The following is a 15,100-nucleotide window of genomic DNA, read 5'->3' on the forward strand; positions in this document are numbered from 1 at the left end:
TTTTTAGGTAGAGTTAATGGAATTCAAGGAAAAGTGTTAAGAATGGCATACGTGACGGCGGTGGAATGAATAAGGTTGTGAGTAACAAGTCTCCATTTTTTATGTTTGGGTTGGTCTTTTTTTGTGGTTTGTTAACTAGCCTAACCATTTATTTGGCGGAAATCCGTCATGTCGAAGAGGATATGGAATTGCTTGACTATGTCTTGCAAACAACCTCTCATGCGCTGCCGATGGAAGGACGATTGGCTGGCGTAAATTGGCTGTTTGTTATCACGCCTGGTTTGATCTTTACCTTGCTGGGCATTGGTTTTGGTCTCTTTGTTCATTGCTTGAATCGCTCTCATCGACAAGCATTAGTGCTTGCCAATCAAGATTTTGAAATAGACCCAATGACGGGGTTATTAAGTCGTTACAAAGTACAGCAGCTATTAACAGAGCGGCTTGTGGTGTGCGAGAAGGAATCAAAATGGCTAGCGACCTTTGTATTGGATCTGGATTACTTTAAAACCATTAATGAAGCCTTTGGTCATGAGGTGGGTGATAAGTTGTTGGCCAAGGTCGCTCAGCGTTTAACGTCAGTGTTTCCTGATCAGGCTTTACTTGGTTATTTTGGTGGCGATGCCTTTTTAGTGGCGTTGGAAGCTCAGCCGGATCAGCCGATTTCGCATTTAGAGTCTCTTTCAAAAGAAGTCATTCAACAGGTCAGTCAGACGTATTTTATTGATGGCCTGACGTTAAACATTGGTTGTTCGATCGGTGTGGCCTGGTACCCAGAGTTTGGTACCAATGCCATGACCTTGATTAAAAATGCCGATTTGGCTGTCTATGAAGCGAAGCGTTCAGGCCGAGCGACCTATCATTTCTACGATGGTGAGATGGGGCGTCGTTTTGCGCGCAATGTTCGGATTGAAACCCGTTTACGCCTTGCCATTGAAAATCAACAGTTAGAGATGCATTTTCAACCTAAAGTGGACCTTGTGACACAACAATGTGTTGGTTTAGAAGCGTTGTTGCGTTGGGAGGACGAGGAGTTAGGCAGCGTATCTCCCGCGGAATTTGTGCCCATTGCAGAGCAGTCAGGCATTATCTTGTCTTTGGGTGAATGGGTGTTCGAACAGACCTTTCGTCATATCGTAGAGTGGCAAAATCAGGGGTTGAAAGTACCGCCTATTGCCGTCAATTGTTCTGCGGCTCAGTTGAAGCGTGAGGATTTTCTGCCCAATTTATTAACCTTATTAGAGCGTTATCAGGTCAATCCGAAATCCCTTGAAATTGAAGTGACAGAGTCGATTCTAATAGAGGATGCCGTCGGCTGTGCTGAGTTGTTACGAAAAATGAGCCAGCTTGGTTTTAGTCTAGCCATTGATGACTTTGGTACGGGTTACTCAAGCCTCAGTTATTTGAAAGATCTGCCTTTCCATTCGATTAAAATTGATCAGGTCTTTATTCGCGATATCATTGAAGATCAAAGTCATGCCGCGTTGACCAATGCCATTATCAGTCTGAGCCACAAGTTAGGCTTAAAGGTGATTGCAGAAGGGATTGCCAATGAAGATCAACTCAACTTATTGTGTCAGTTTGGCTGCGATGTTGGTCAAGGTTACTTATTCAGTAAGGCGTTTGGTGCCAGTTCCATGAGCAGTGACCCGATGATTCTGGCATTAAACGAATCCAACGATGCTTAATCTAATAATCCATCACGTGCAATGCGTTGTTTCAATGCTTCCCAGAACTGGGTTAAATTCGGGTTTTGATTGAACTTAGAGCGATACAAACGTATCTCTAATGGTATGTGCCAATGCTCTTCTCCGGCCAGTGCGACCTTGCCATAATTCAACGTATCCATCATTAATCGGCGTGGAATCCAACCAATACCATAGCCTTCTTTTACCATGGCTTTGATACTCACTGAGTGATAATTCTCGGACAGAGTTTGCAGCTGAGGTATGTCTCGCTGACGCTGTAGGTGATGGTGTATCACCGACTGTAAGAATGAATTTTCATAATAGCCAATATAAGGCAAAGGCTTTCTTTTCGCGCCTGGTAAGGTGAATTTGGGTTCACCTGTTGGTTCCGTGGCGCTGCAAGGAATGAGGGTTTCTTTGGCAATGACGAGGTGTTCGTATTGTTCGTCATCAAGGGTGCGAATGAAGTTGATGGCGGGGTGCCAATAGCACATCATGATGTCGGATTGTTGATTTACCAGCGAATTGACAAAGTCGTTGCCCAGCCAAGAGCTGGATTTCATATTAATGTCTAAGTCTAATTCGATGTTCTGACAAAAAGGCTCAATGACTTCTTTATAAAAACTCAAGAATAGGGTCTGAGTGGTCACAAAGCGAACCTGTGATTCCTCCTGTTTACGGATTTCTTGGCAGCGCTCTTTGGTGTCTCGTATTTGACGAGTAATTAGTTCTGCTGTCTGCAAGAAGACTTCGCCTGCTGGCGTAAGAGACAGAGGTAAGGTGTTGCGATCAATGAGCGTCACGCGCATTTCTTCTTCTAACAATTTAATACGACGACTAAAGGTCGGTTGCGTCACATTCTGTTCGTCAGCGGCCCGTGAAAAATGGCGTGTTTTGGCCAATGCGATAAAGTCTTCAAGCCATCTTATTTCCATAACATGACCCTCCGAGCGAGAATAAGGCGAGGCGACATCATAAACGACTCTCCTCAATGGCATGACAAGCGACGCTGCTGCCGTCACTTTGTAATCTCATCTCTGGTGATTCGCTGTAACAACGTGGATTGGCATAGGGGCAGCGAGCTTGGAAAACACAGCCGATGGGTTTTTCGGTTGGGGTTGGCACCTCACCAATCAAGCGAATAGGGTCGGCGGCCGTACTATCCAGTCTTGGAATGGCTGACAACAAGGCTTGGGTGTAAGGGTGTTTGGGGGCGCTAAACAAGGTGCTGGTATTGGCCAATTCGCAGATGCGACCTAGGTACATGACAGCGACTCGGTTGGCAAAGTGTTCAACCACCGCCAGATCATGAGTAATGAAAAGGTAGCTAAGATTGTATTCTTCCTGCTTGTCCATCATCAGGTTCAGTACTTGCGCCTGAACCGAAACGTCTAATGCCGAGAGAGGTTCATCCGCGACAATAAATTCTGGCTCGACCGACAAGGCTCGCGCCAAGCTGATTCGCTGACGTTGCCCCCCAGAGAACTCATGAGGATAGCGGTCGGAGCTGTTGGCGCTGATGCCAACGGACTCAAGCAAGGTTTCCACCTGTTCGTCGACATCGAGACGAGACAATTGCGGATTATGGAAGGCAATGGGCTCACTCAGTGTCTGATATACCGTCATACGCGGGTTTAACGAGGCATAAGGGTTTTGAAACACCATTTGCATGCGCCGACGGAACAGCATTCTTTGACGATTGTTAAGGTGATCAATGCGCTGATCCAAGTAATGGATTTCGCCAGCGCTTGGCTCATCTAACCCCATGATAGACCGAGCTAAAGTGGATTTTCCGCAACCAGTTTCGCCAACCACACAAAGTGTTTCGCCCTGATAAATGGTGAGGTTAACGCCATTCAGTGCGTAAATTTGATCGGTTTTTCCGCGACCTTTAAAGCCAGGTAAGTGCCATTGACCGAACCAACCCGTTTCCGATGAGAAGGTTTTTTCTAGGCCGCTGATTTGAATGAGTGGATGCGTCATAGTTGCCCCTCATCATCTTGGCTAAATTCACTGAGCATGTCTTCCACCATGAAACAGGCGACACTGGAGACACCGCTGTAAATGAATTCAGGCTGTTGAGTACGACATTTGTCGGTGGCATACGGACAACGCGGATGAAAGGCACAACCACTAGGCCGTTCAGCCAAAGAAGGCATACTGCCTTTAATCTGGTTTAATCTTTGCCCTGGTAAGGCCATTTGCGGGAGCGCATTTAACAGGCCTTGGGTGTAAGGGGGCTGGGGATCATTGATGATTTCTAAGGTTGGCCCTTCTTCCACTATTTGACCCGCGTACATCACCAAGGTGCGCTCCGCGACTTTGGATACCACGCCGAGATCGTGGCTAATCAGAATCAAGGCCACGCCATTGTCTCGGCAGATGGCTAACAGTAGTTGCAGTATTTCCGCTTGAATGGTGACATCCAGCGCGGTGGTGGGTTCGTCGGCAATGATAATGTCTGGGTTTAACAGCAATACAGAGGCAATGATAACGCGTTGGCGCATACCACCGGATAACTCATGTGGGTACTGATCAAAGCGTCTTTCAGGCGAAGCAATTTGAACATTTCTCAGCTTTTCAATGGCAATGTTTTTTGCATCTTTATAATTGATTTTAGTGTGGCTACGAATGGTCTCGACTAACTGATCACCGATTGTGATGACGGGGTTTAATGTCATCATTGGATCTTGGAAAATCATCGCAATTCGTTTGCCTCGAATGTCTTGCAGTTGGCGCAAGCTCATCTTGGTAATGTCTTTGTTTTCTAACTTAATGGCGCCTGAGTGAATGTACCCAGGTTTACCAATTAAGTTGACGATGGAAAAGCCCAAAATGGACTTTCCTGCCCCAGACTCGCCGACAATGGCGATACGCTCGCCTCGTTTTAAATTAAAGCTAACATCAATCAGCGCTGTGAGTTCCCGCTTCTTAAAATGAAAATTGACGTTTAAATGGTCGACACTTAACAAATTCATAATCAGTCTTTGTAAGCCCTTGGGTTGAGGTGGTCGCGCAACCAATCACCCAGTAAGTTCATGGCCAGTATTAAAATGATCAGGGTGGTGCTTGGAATCACACAGATCCACCAAGAGCCCGCAAACATGTAAGACACGCCTTCTGAAATAAGCGAACCTAAAGACGGCTCGGTAGACGGCATGCCTAACCCTAAGAAAGACAACGCGGCTTCGGCGACAATGGCGTTGGCAATTTGAACGGTAAAAATGACCAACACTGGAGACAGAGTATTGGGCAAAATGTGACGAAACATGATGCGCTTCTGACTGATGCCCATGACTCGCGCCGCATCCACATACTCTTTTTGCTTTTCAGCCAGTACTGAGGCACGAATGGTTCGGGCAAACAGTGGCCATTCGGTTAGCCCGATGACCAAAATCAGCACCAGCATGGCCAGTTGTTGGTACATGGCGACACCGAAAATAGACTGGAAAACCGCTAAGAAAACGATGGCCACCATCATATTGGAAAACGACAGCTGGATGTCGGCACAACGCATTAAGAAGTTATCGACTCGTCCTCCTAAATAGCCGGCAATTAAGCCAATGCAAATGCCAATACTGGCTTGCAAAATAACCGCGCAAACGCCAATGGTAAGTGACAGTCTGGTGCCATATAAAATGATTGATAAGAGGTCTCGGCCTTGCCCATCTGTGCCCAGTAAAAAACGATAATCGTGACTGATCCAGCTTGGGGCAATTTCGGCATTCAATAGATCCATAAAGGCAGGATCATCGACATCAAACGGTGCAACCAGAGGGGCCAATAAGGCCACTAGGCAATAAAATAAAAAGATGAACAAAGCCAGCATAGCCAACTTGTCACCGGCAAAACCGCTGAGCATATGACGCCAGCGACTGCCAGGAATGGGCGCAGCTAAATCGGGTTTAATGTGCTTCATAGGCCATGACTCGCTAAGCGAACAGTTGGGTTAACCAAGCCATAGATCAGATCTACGAAGGTATTCATTACCACGAACATACCGCCGACCACCATCAAGTAGGCTGAAATTAAGGGCGTGTCGACTCGGCTCACGGCATCCATGAACAGAAACCCCATACCGGGCCATTGGAAGATGGTTTCGGTCAGAATGGTGTAAGCCACTAAGGTACCTGCTTGAATACCGCCAATGGTAATAATGGGCAGCATGGTGTTTTTCAGGGCATGAAAGAAATAAATGCGCGGTGCGGACAGGCCTTTTGACCAAGCAAATCGAATGTATTCGGATTGCAGTACTTCGCTCATTTCAGAGCGAATCAGGCGCACAAAAATCGGGATCAGGGCAATCGCTAAAGACAGGCTGGGTAACAGTAAATGACTCAGACCATCCTTAGTAAATAGGCCGCTTTCCCAAAAACCAAATAAGACGGTTGTTTCACCTCGACCAAAGCTTGGCGCAAGATTCCACTGAATGGAAAAGACGTACACCATAAAGATGGCGATGATAAAGATTGGGATGGAAAGGCCAATCGAACTGACCAACATGATCAAACGTGAAACAAGGTGCTTAGGATGAATCGCGGTGATCACACCAAAGGGGGTTGCGATGCATACCACCAGTAAAATGGCGCAAAAAGCCAGCTCGAATGTGGCGGGCAATTTTTTCAGAATGACATCAATGGTGGGCTCTTTATAGTAGTAAGAGGTGCCGAAATCTCCAGCCAATGCGTTTTTAGCAAATCTTGTGTATTGGGTAATAAAGCCATCATTGAGCCCCAACTCTTCTCTAAGTTGTTCTCGCACTTCAGGCGTCGTTGTCATACCGACCATTTGTCTGACGGGGTCACCTAATTTGTCTTGGATGGCAAAGCTAATTAAGCTGATGACAATTAAGACAAAACAGGCTTGTATTAAACGGCGTAGTAAAAACGCTAACATGGATTAGATTAACTCTCCGCTGGTGAATGTGCCGTTGGACAGCAAGGCATGCATCATGAGCTGTAAGGATACATTATTCTTCAATGATCAGATCTCCAATATAAGGGTAGTTTCGGTCATTGATGACGTCTTGTATTTTGACCTTATCTTTGGCCGCCCAAGTCAGAAATTGCCAATAAAGAGGCACAATGGCAGAGTCTTGATAGAGTGTCTTTTCAATGCCCTGTAACAAGCGTAAACGTCTTTCAGGGTTGAGCTCTTGGTTGGCTTGGCGAATATCATCGGTGATGCTTGGGTTGCAATATTCACTGGCATTATAAGCGCCAAGGCCGGTTTTGGCATCCGTGCAAGCGATAATAAATTCAAATAAGTTGTTGGAATCCATAGTGTCCGACTGCCAGCCCAACATCATCATGTCCGCACTTCGGTCATCGAATTCTTTAAAGTACTGTGCTTTTGGTAGGGTTTTTAAATCGGCTTTGATGTTGATCTTTGCCAGCATGGCCGCCACGGCTTGAGCGACTTTTTCATCATTAGTATAACGATTGTTTGGTGCCATCATACTGATTCGAAAGCCCTGTTCGTAACCGGCTGCTTTCATCAGCTGACGAGCTTGTTGAAGATCGTAGTCAGGTTGTAATTCAGCCACATGGCCAAGGAAACGGTTAGGGCTGAGCTGACCCGCTGGCGTGGCATAGCCGCGTAAAATCTTATCCACGATCAATGACTGATTAATGGCAAGGTTAATGGCTTTACGCACCCGAACATCCCTAAATTCTTTGCGCCTTGTCTGATTCATATGCAATAGCAAGATGCGAGTACTGGGCATGGTGACCAATTGAATGCCCGTTGTCTGTTGAGTACGCTGGATGTCGATGGGGGAGATGGGGAAGATGAAATCCACATCGCCGGACAACAAGGCCGCTAAGCGCGTTGCATCGGTATGAATGGGCGTGGAAATCAATGTGTCGACATTACCAGGCGACGCGGTATCCCAATAATTTGGGTTGCGCTTGAATTCCATTCGTGAGCCTAACTCACGCTTTTCTAAAATGAAGGGGCCAGTACCCGATACATGACGAGAAGCAAAGGTTTCACCGTATTTTACAATTTCATCTTTGCCTTGATAAAAGGCTTTATCCATTGGAAACACATAGGTCATGATGTTGAGTATGAGCGGATTGGGTTTGGCGCTGATAACATCAAACGTATAGTCATCAATGATTTTGGCGGATTGTATGGTGTCAAACATGGCTCGAAAATCCGCCGAATGCTTTAGTCGGTTAATGGTGTAGACCACATCGGCCGAAGTCAGTGGATGGCCAGAATGGAAGGTTACGCCTTGGCGTAAGAAAAAACGCGTGGTGGAGGGCGTCATGGCCTGCCAATGCGTCGCTAACCTTGCTTCAAAGGTGCCGTTTTGTTGCCATCTTAACAGTGGATCAAATGCCAAATGGGAGAATTGCAGCGTCCCTTCAGATAATTGTTCATGCGGGTCGAGGGAAATCGGGTCGGCGTCAAACGCCATTCTAAGAGTGGCAGATAAGGTGTGACTGCTGAGGAGAATACTCAAGCAAGCAACTATAATAACCGTTGGTTTCATTCTTATATGGTCTCTTTTGTGATGCCTTTGAAAGCGATGCTTCCTCCTTCTATTGACGTAAGTTGTCGAGTGAAGGTGTCTGTTTGGTCTGAATGTTGGCGTTTAATTATTAGATTTTGACCATATAGACAAGAGAGTATTCTGACAAAAATGACGAAAAAAAGACAGGACGAGATCGACTTATGACGCATTTAGACAAGTTTGCTTGTCTGCCAACTGGGAGAAAAGTGATATGAATTACTTTGCTCACCTGCATATCGCCAGCCTGACGAACACCTCTTGGGCCGGTAATTTGCTGGGGGATTTTCCTGTGGTTGCTTCTCAACTAGATGAAGACTTATACCGAGGTTGGCGTTTGCATCAAATGGTGGACGTGATGGTCGATGAACATCCTGCTAGTGTGGCCTTTCGAGTCATGCCAAGGCAAGGCAGGCGACGTTTTGCTGGCATAGTGCAAGACATCGCAATGGATTATTGGTTGATACAGTACTGGTCAAGGTTCAGTGATGAGTCGTTAGCCTCATTTTGTCAGCGCGCCGTTGACGGTTTGGTGGAAGATAAATCCAGAACGCCAGAGCGCTTAAAGCGCATGATTGAGTCTCTAGAAGACTATAATTGGTTAGCGAATTTAGGTCAGGTGGACGGCGTTGAAAAGGCGATTCATTCCATCATGAGGCGTTGGCGACATGGTCATCACTTGCAAGATTTTGTCGACGAGTTACCGCAAGTGATTGAACAGGCTGAGCAGCCGTTTCTTAAGTTGTATCCGGATTTGCTGGAATTTGTTGCCCTGCAAACGAAAAAAGCCGAGGTTATCACACACATAACCTCGGCAGAATGAGCCTTAAATGGCTCGATCGAGAGAACAGTCATCAAAATACAATGCGTCAGGTGCAGAAGCCATAACGCTCATTTAGATGACGCTTGCAGTATAGGCGGAATCGTTACTTGAGGGTGTTGACCTAGGTCAGGCTCTTGCTCATTGAGGCAGCAATCAGATTATTCAGGAATGTGTCATTCTTAGTGTGAACTTGTGCTAGAATCCGCAGCCAGCAAGAAACAGATAAAGAAAGGGGAATAAGGGTGGGCGTTCAGTGGTATCCAGGACACATGAACAAGGCGCGTCGAGAAATCGAAGAGGTGATGACGCAAGTTGACATAGTGATCGAAGTATTGGATGCACGCATCCCAGACTCCAGTCAAAATCCTATGCTTAATACCCTTCGTGGCGACGTTCCAGTGCTGCGTTTATTGAATAAAAAAGATTTGGCGGATAAAGCCCGTTTAGATTTATGGCTGGCTCATTGGCGCGGTAGCGAAACCATTCTAGCGCACCCATTTTCCACATTGGACAAAAGTGATGTCGCTAAAATCAGTCAATGGGTTGCCCAGATGGTGCCTCATCGAGGGTCAGCGGAAAAACCCATTCGAGCCATGATTGCAGGCATTCCTAATGTGGGTAAATCCAGCTTGATGAATGCTTTGCTAGGACGTCGAGTGGCGAAAGTTGGTGATGAGCCAGCGGTAACGAAAGCTCAACAAAAGTTAAAAGTGAAAGAAGGCTTTCAGCTGTTAGACACCCCAGGCATCTTGTGGCCTAAAATTGAAAATCCAGATGCCAGCTATCGTTTGGCGGTCACGGGCGCGGTGCGCGACACAGCGATTGACTATGAAGATGTGGCCTTGGCGGGATTGAAATTTTTTATCGCCGACTACTTAGATGCACTGACAACACGTTACAAGCTGAAAGAAGTGCAAAGCGATCCTTATGAAACCTTAAAAGTGATTGGTTCAAAGCGAGGGGCTTTGCGTTCTGGTGGCAAGGTAGACATGCATAAAGCCGCGGAAGTGTTTCTGAACGACGTACGTACTGGTGCAATCGGCCCATACGTGATGGAAACACCCGAAATGATCGCCCATGAAGAGCGTTTAGTAGAAGAAGCGAAAGCGAAAAAAGAAGCAGAGCGTTTAGCGCGTTTGGCGGCCGCTGTGCCACAGCGTCAGCAAGCGAACAATCAAGAATATCGAAGACAGCAGCAACAACATGAAGACAAAGAGTGAGGTTCAAGGCCATGGATTATGAAATAGCCTTTGATCAAGAAGAAAGCAATTATCGTATTTACACGGGTTACGAATTCGCAGCGATCGGTGAATGGGTAAGCGAATTTGTGCGCGAACTGGAGATGATTCAGCGTGTGCTCATGGCCGCTCGTTTAGCTGAGACAGAAAAAGAAACCACTGAATTTTCCCATGGTCCTTTTCGTGTTGTGATCAGTGAAGAAGGCGTTAATGTGGCCAGGCAAGTGGATCTAAATGCGGCGGAAGAAGAAATCAAAGCCATGTTTGATTCGCAAGACAGCTTCTATCAAACCTCAACCGATGGAATTCAGGCCGAATGTGGTTTGGAAGACTTGGTTGAAATGATAGAAAACTGGCATGACGTGCTGCAATAGTTGTTCCACGCGCTGGCTAGGTTTACACTAATAGGTGTTTGAAATTTACGTATTTTTAGGGAGCCGATATGCTCATTGAGTTGGAAAAAGCCCGTACTCGAAAAAATGTAGTGCGCATTTTTCGTGAAGAACTGGATGGCCCAGACAGCTGGTCAGACGGTTTTGTCGTGGATGCCAATGAAGAAATGGTTTTGCTCCAACTAGTAGATGACAGTGTGCGTCTCAACGGTTATCAAATTCTGTTTTTAGAAGACATAAGTGACTTCGCTCATCCGGCTCCTTTTAATGATTTTCAAAAACGTGTCTTAGCCCTTCGAGAAGAAGACGTGGCGGATCCCGAGGTGGATTTAGACGACTTGGCGGTGTTGCTGATGGACATCAGCGAAGAATATGGCCTTGTCACGTTGCACCGTGAAGAAGTCGAACCGGACAGTTGTGAGATTGGTCGCGTTATCCGTGCCGATGCCGTGACTTATGAGCTGGAAGAAATTGGCTCCGATGCTCGTTGGTTTGATGACACCTTTGAATACGATTTATATGACATCACTCGTATTGAGTTTGGTGGTGCTTACGAAGAAGCCTTGCTCATGGCAAACGAAGACATGGGGGAAGATTCTTATGAATTATCAGATGACTACCCTGATGATGATCGGGCTGAAGACGAGCAATAAAGAATAAATTGACCTTAAAAAAACGCCAGCAGTGGCGTTTTTTTTATGAGGTTTCATTGAACACCTCGAACGCTATTTAGAATACTAAGTAAAAAAGGAATGAAGGATTATGTCTCGTTGGCTGATGGTGTTGCTGAGTTTGATTGTTGTGACAGGCTGTGCGGCTTATGCCACGCAACAATTGGACTCCGTGTTTGGTTCCGCCACGCCAGAGAATCGAGAGCAATCCGTTTCCAGTCAAGAAGCCGAATTTTACCAGCAGCAAGTGAAACCCATTTTAGATTCACGCTGTGTTTCCTGCCATGCTTGTTACGATGCCCCTTGCCAGCTTAAGTTAACCGCCTCCGAAGGCATCGAGCGCGGTGGATCAAAAGATTTGGTTTATGATGGCACACGTTTACTTGCGGCCACGCCGTCACGCTTATTCATTGATGGTAAAACCACAGATGAATGGCGTCAGAAAGGCTTTCACCCCGTACTTAACGAACGAGGTCAATCACCAGCGGCTAACTTAGAAGGCAGTTTGTTGTATCGAGCCATTGCTTTGCGTAAGCAGCAAGGCGAGTTTACTCAGCCGGTATTAGATGAGGATTATGACTTTAGTCTCGCCCGTGATCAGCAATGTGTGAGTATCGAGGAATACGACCAATTTGAGAAGGATTACCCGAAGTGGGGAATGCCTTATGGTTTACCGCAATTAACGGATGCGGAATACGATGTACTAAGCCGTTGGTTGGCGAGCGGTGGCAAAATGCCAGCGCCCACCCCAGTTGCAGAAGCATTACAGCAGCAGGTTGACCTTTGGGAAAGTCGTCTAAATGGCGATAGTCTGAAAGACCAGCTGGTGGCGCGATACATCTATGAACATTTGTACCTTTACTCAATGTATTTGGACGATGGTGAGGCGTTTCGTTTTCGTCTAGTGCGCTCTAGCACGCCGCCAGGTGAACCAATAGACCGTATCGCCACGCGACGCCCTTACGATGATCCGGGTGTGAAACGAGTTTACTATCGTTTGTGGTCAGACCCTGAAGTGAAGGTACAGAAAAATCACATCCCCATGCGTTTGGATGATGCTCGCTACCAACGTTGGCAGTCTTTCTTCTATGGTGTGGACTATCAGGTTACCGCCTTACCTAGCTATGAGCCCGAAGTGGCCACCAATCCTTTCATGGCGTTCCGAGACATTCCACCTTACGCTCGCTATCGTTTCTTGCTGGATCATGCCCAGAAAACCATCATGGCCTTCATTAAAGGGCCAGTATGTCGTGGTCAAGTGGCGGTAAATGTTATCAACGAACAGTTCTGGGTGTATTTCCTTGACCCTGAAGTCGCCTACAACAAAAGCTCCGCAGACTTCTTAGAAAATCAGGTGAAAGACTTAGACATGCCGGCGGTGGAATCCAGTAATACCTTATCTATCGCTTCTTGGGTGATGTTTTCCGAGCAGCAAAAATCCTATTTGTCGGCGAAAGCCAAGTTGATGCAAAAGGAAGTCAAAAATCGTATCTCGTTGGATTTGGATTTAATCTGGGACGGGGATGGCGGCAACCAAAATGCCGCTTTGACCATTTTCCGTCACTTCGATAACGCCTCGGTAGTACGTGGTATGGTGGGGCAGCATCCAAAAACGGCTTGGGTGATCGATTACCCATTATTAGAGCGTATTCATTATTTGTTGGTGGCGGGCTTTGACGTGTATGGCAACGTGGGTCACCAATTGGTCACCCGTTTGTACATGGATTTCTTGCGGATGGAAGGGGAAATGAACTTCCTTATGTTGCTACCAAAAGAAGACCGAGAGCGTATTCGTCAGTATTGGTATCGTGATGCCAACCAGATTATCAAAGATTACATTTTCAGTGATTACATCAAGGTTGGGATTCAGTCTGACATCCAATACAGTCGTTCCGATCACCAAGCCGAGCTGTATGAAATGCTGCGGACTAAGTTAAGCGACATTTTGGATCAGAGTTATGACCTTCAGCAAAGTCAGCTGGCTGCGGACGATGTAACGGCATTATTGTCATTACAGCAAGTGCAAGGTGGTGGTATCCAGTATTTGCCCAATGTGGTCACAGTATTAGTGACGCGCCAAGGCGAACCGCTTGAGGTACTGAGTGTGATTCACAATAAAGCTCACGCCAACATTTCCAGTTTGTTGGATGAAGAATCGACCCGTTTACCACAAGAAGACGGTGTGACCATAGTGAAAGGCGTATTGGGGGATTACCCAAATGTGCTGATGCAAGTGGAAGCGTCGGAATTACAAAGTTGGTCAGCGCAAATTGCCGCGATGCAAACTCGACAAGATTACCTAGAATTACTGAACGGTTTTGGTATTCGTCGGACTCATCCAAATTTCTGGTCAGTCAGTGACGCTATCGCACGCTTAAACAAACAAGATCGACCTAGAGAAAGTGGTATTCTGGACTTCAACCGTTTGGAAAATCGTTAAGCAAGGCGCTCATTAAATGGGTTTCAGTATTTGCTGCATGATTGATGACTTGTAACTGAGCGGCTCAGGGCCAACTATCAAGGTATTGTTTACATTCTTTGAGTAGGTTTTATGATTCCTTTCTCCATTCTCGATCTTGCGCCCGTTGCTGATGGCTTTTCGGTCGCAGATTCACTAAAAATGAGCGTCAAAATGGCGCAAACAGCGGAAGCTTTGGGCTACAAGCGCTTTTGGCTCGCTGAACATCATGGCATGGCTGGTGTGGCCAGTTCCGCCACCTCCGTGGTGCTGTCGCACCTTGGCGCGCACACAAAAGACATTCGTCTTGGTTCCGGTGGCGTCATGCTGCCCAATCATTCTCCCTTAGTGATAGCGGAACAGTTCGGCACCTTGGCGGAACTTTATCCGCAGCGTATTGATTTGGGCTTAGGGCGAGCACCTGGCACCGACATGATGACAGCGCGTGCTTTGCGTCGCAATATGGATGCGGGGGTGGATTCTTACCCAGACGATGTTCAAGCGCTACAAGGTTATCTCAGTAACCAAGAGAAGGGCATTCGTGCCGTGCCAGGCTTTGGTACACAAGTGCCGATCTGGATGCTGGGTTCCAGCTTGTACAGTGCGCAAGTCGCCGCGCAATTTGGTTTGCCGTATTCTTTTGCTTCTCACTTTGCGCCTGACCAACTACACCAAGCCTTGACCACTTATCGACGTCATTTTAACGCCGCCGAAGAGGGCGATCAGCCTTACGCTATGGCGGGTGTCATGGCGGTGGTGGCCGACACAGACGAAGAAGCTCAATACTTGTTTACCTCAGCGCAACAGCAATTTGTCAATTTGCGCCGTGATCGCAATCGTCCGTTCCCAAGACCGGTGGATTCCATGGAAGGCATTTGGTCCGCGCCTGAAAAACACATGGTAGAGCATATGCTGCAATACGCCGTGGTGGGGTCAAAAGCTTCCGTGGCCTTTCAGTTAGAGCGCTTCATTGAGTCCACAGGCATAGACGAACTCATTATTTCCATGCCGATTCACGATGCCGACGCGAGATTGAAGTCACTGCGCTTGATGGCGGAAGTGAGAGAAGGATTGGTGGGGTAGGTCGTTAAGGGGCAGGCTAAGGGGTCAGACCCATTTGATTCCCCATGAAAGGCATTTGGTTCGCGGTTGTAATAAAAGGGTCAGAGTGAAAATTTTTAATTTTACTCTGAGGTTGCCACAATAAAACGGATAAAATAATTAAGAGGCATACTGAGCCTCATAATCAACTGGCGCTACGTAATCTAAAAATGCATGACGCCGCTTTCGGTTATAAAATACTTCAATGTATTCAA

14 protein-coding genes are annotated in these 15,100 nt (G+C 46.8%); 7 read left to right on the forward strand and 7 right to left on the reverse strand.

The features are described from left to right. Positions 1–65 precede the first annotated feature (65 nt). Positions 66–1,685, forward strand: coding sequence for a putative bifunctional diguanylate cyclase/phosphodiesterase (locus tag OA79_RS10180; RefSeq protein WP_063333125.1), 1,620 nt, complete (start codon positions 66–68; stop codon positions 1,683–1,685). Here OA79_RS10180 and OA79_RS10185 read toward each other — a convergent pair. The 6 genes from OA79_RS10185 to OA79_RS10210 all read right to left on the reverse strand — a co-directional run bounded on the left by OA79_RS10185 (position 1,682) and on the right by OA79_RS10210 (position 8,184). Further along, on the reverse strand, positions 1,682–2,620 hold the full coding sequence (locus tag OA79_RS10185; protein ID WP_063333126.1) for a LysR family transcriptional regulator: 939 nt from the start codon (positions 2,618–2,620) through the stop codon (positions 1,682–1,684). The genes OA79_RS10180 and OA79_RS10185 overlap by 4 nt on opposite strands. 37 nt (positions 2,621–2,657) lie before the next feature. After that, the gene (locus tag OA79_RS10190; RefSeq protein WP_063333127.1) at positions 2,658–3,668 is read right to left on the reverse strand and encodes an ABC transporter ATP-binding protein; all 1,011 of its coding nucleotides are present in this window, start codon (positions 3,666–3,668) and stop codon (positions 2,658–2,660) included. Continuing rightward, a complete protein-coding gene (locus tag OA79_RS10195; RefSeq protein ID WP_063333128.1) occupies positions 3,665–4,663 on the reverse strand; it encodes an ABC transporter ATP-binding protein in 999 nt (332 codons plus the stop codon). Before OA79_RS10195 ends, OA79_RS10190 begins: the two co-directional genes overlap by 4 nt. 2 nt (positions 4,664–4,665) lie before the next feature. Then, entirely contained in the window at positions 4,666–5,604 is a 939-nt protein-coding gene (locus OA79_RS10200; RefSeq protein ID WP_063333129.1) for an ABC transporter permease, read from the reverse strand. Beyond that, positions 5,601–6,581, reverse strand: a complete 981-nt coding sequence (locus OA79_RS10205) for an ABC transporter permease (RefSeq protein ID WP_063333130.1) — start codon at positions 6,579–6,581, stop codon at positions 5,601–5,603. The genes OA79_RS10200 and OA79_RS10205 overlap by 4 nt, the downstream gene beginning before the upstream one ends. A 73-nt stretch (positions 6,582–6,654) precedes the next feature. Continuing rightward, positions 6,655–8,184 (reverse strand): ABC transporter substrate-binding protein, encoded by a 1,530-nt coding sequence (locus OA79_RS10210; protein WP_063333131.1) that lies wholly within the window; start codon positions 8,182–8,184, stop codon positions 6,655–6,657. Positions 8,185–8,416: 232 nt separating this feature from the next. Between OA79_RS10210 and OA79_RS10215 the strand changes: the two genes are divergently transcribed. The 6 genes from OA79_RS10215 to OA79_RS10240 all read left to right on the forward strand — a co-directional run bounded on the left by OA79_RS10215 (position 8,417) and on the right by OA79_RS10240 (position 14,867). Further along, positions 8,417–9,025 carry an acyl carrier protein phosphodiesterase gene (locus OA79_RS10215; RefSeq protein ID WP_063333132.1) on the forward strand — a complete coding sequence of 203 codons (609 nt, stop codon included), beginning with the start codon at positions 8,417–8,419 and terminating at the stop codon, positions 9,023–9,025. A 242-nt stretch (positions 9,026–9,267) separates the two neighbouring features. After that, positions 9,268–10,245: a ribosome biogenesis GTPase YlqF gene (gene ylqF / locus OA79_RS10220; RefSeq protein WP_063333133.1), complete on the forward strand. Its 978-nt coding sequence runs from the start codon at positions 9,268–9,270 to the stop codon at positions 10,243–10,245. Between the two features lie 11 nt (positions 10,246–10,256). Further along, the gene (locus OA79_RS10225; RefSeq protein WP_063333134.1) at positions 10,257–10,637 is read left to right on the forward strand and encodes a YacL family protein; all 381 of its coding nucleotides are present in this window, start codon (positions 10,257–10,259) and stop codon (positions 10,635–10,637) included. 68 nt (positions 10,638–10,705) lie between these two features. Then, positions 10,706–11,308 carry a hypothetical protein gene (locus tag OA79_RS10230; RefSeq protein WP_063333135.1) on the forward strand — a complete coding sequence of 201 codons (603 nt, stop codon included), beginning with the start codon at positions 10,706–10,708 and terminating at the stop codon, positions 11,306–11,308. 109 nt (positions 11,309–11,417) lie between these two features. Further along, positions 11,418–13,766 carry a fatty acid cis/trans isomerase gene (locus OA79_RS10235; RefSeq protein ID WP_063333136.1) on the forward strand — a complete coding sequence of 783 codons (2,349 nt, stop codon included), beginning with the start codon at positions 11,418–11,420 and terminating at the stop codon, positions 13,764–13,766. Between the two features lie 111 nt (positions 13,767–13,877). Then, a complete protein-coding gene (locus OA79_RS10240; protein ID WP_063333137.1) occupies positions 13,878–14,867 on the forward strand; it encodes an LLM class flavin-dependent oxidoreductase in 990 nt (329 codons plus the stop codon). 138 nt (positions 14,868–15,005) lie between these two features. Here OA79_RS10240 and OA79_RS18610 read toward each other — a convergent pair whose 3' ends face one another. Next, positions 15,006–15,092 carry a hypothetical protein gene (locus OA79_RS18610; RefSeq protein ID WP_442919194.1) on the reverse strand — a complete coding sequence of 29 codons (87 nt, stop codon included), beginning with the start codon at positions 15,090–15,092 and terminating at the stop codon, positions 15,006–15,008. Between the last annotated feature and the right edge of the window lie 8 nt (positions 15,093–15,100).

Origin of the sequence: Marinomonas sp. TW1, from assembly GCF_001625355.1 — a bacterium.
Taxonomy (GTDB): domain Bacteria; phylum Pseudomonadota; class Gammaproteobacteria; order Pseudomonadales; family Marinomonadaceae; genus Marinomonas.

Excerpts from the sequence above, each read along its gene's own strand:
- OA79_RS10180 (WP_063333125.1), top strand. The coding sequence starts at position 66 with ATGAATAAGGTTGTGAGTAACAAGTCTCCATTTTTTATGTTTGGGTTG.
- OA79_RS10185 (WP_063333126.1), bottom strand. The coding sequence starts at position 2,620 with ATGGAAATAAGATGGCTTGAAGACTTTATCGCATTGGCCAAAACACGC.
- OA79_RS10190 (WP_063333127.1), bottom strand. The coding sequence starts at position 3,668 with ATGACGCATCCACTCATTCAAATCAGCGGCCTAGAAAAAACCTTCTCA.
- OA79_RS10195 (WP_063333128.1), bottom strand. The coding sequence starts at position 4,663 with ATGAATTTGTTAAGTGTCGACCATTTAAACGTCAATTTTCATTTTAAG.
- OA79_RS10200 (WP_063333129.1), bottom strand. The coding sequence starts at position 5,604 with ATGAAGCACATTAAACCCGATTTAGCTGCGCCCATTCCTGGCAGTCGC.
- OA79_RS10205 (WP_063333130.1), bottom strand. The coding sequence starts at position 6,581 with ATGTTAGCGTTTTTACTACGCCGTTTAATACAAGCCTGTTTTGTCTTA.
- OA79_RS10210 (WP_063333131.1), bottom strand. The coding sequence starts at position 8,184 with ATGAAACCAACGGTTATTATAGTTGCTTGCTTGAGTATTCTCCTCAGC.
- OA79_RS10215 (WP_063333132.1), top strand. The coding sequence starts at position 8,417 with ATGAATTACTTTGCTCACCTGCATATCGCCAGCCTGACGAACACCTCT.
- OA79_RS10225 (WP_063333134.1), top strand. The coding sequence starts at position 10,257 with ATGGATTATGAAATAGCCTTTGATCAAGAAGAAAGCAATTATCGTATT.
- OA79_RS10230 (WP_063333135.1), top strand. The coding sequence starts at position 10,706 with ATGCTCATTGAGTTGGAAAAAGCCCGTACTCGAAAAAATGTAGTGCGC.
- OA79_RS10235 (WP_063333136.1), top strand. The coding sequence starts at position 11,418 with ATGTCTCGTTGGCTGATGGTGTTGCTGAGTTTGATTGTTGTGACAGGC.
- OA79_RS10240 (WP_063333137.1), top strand. The coding sequence starts at position 13,878 with ATGATTCCTTTCTCCATTCTCGATCTTGCGCCCGTTGCTGATGGCTTT.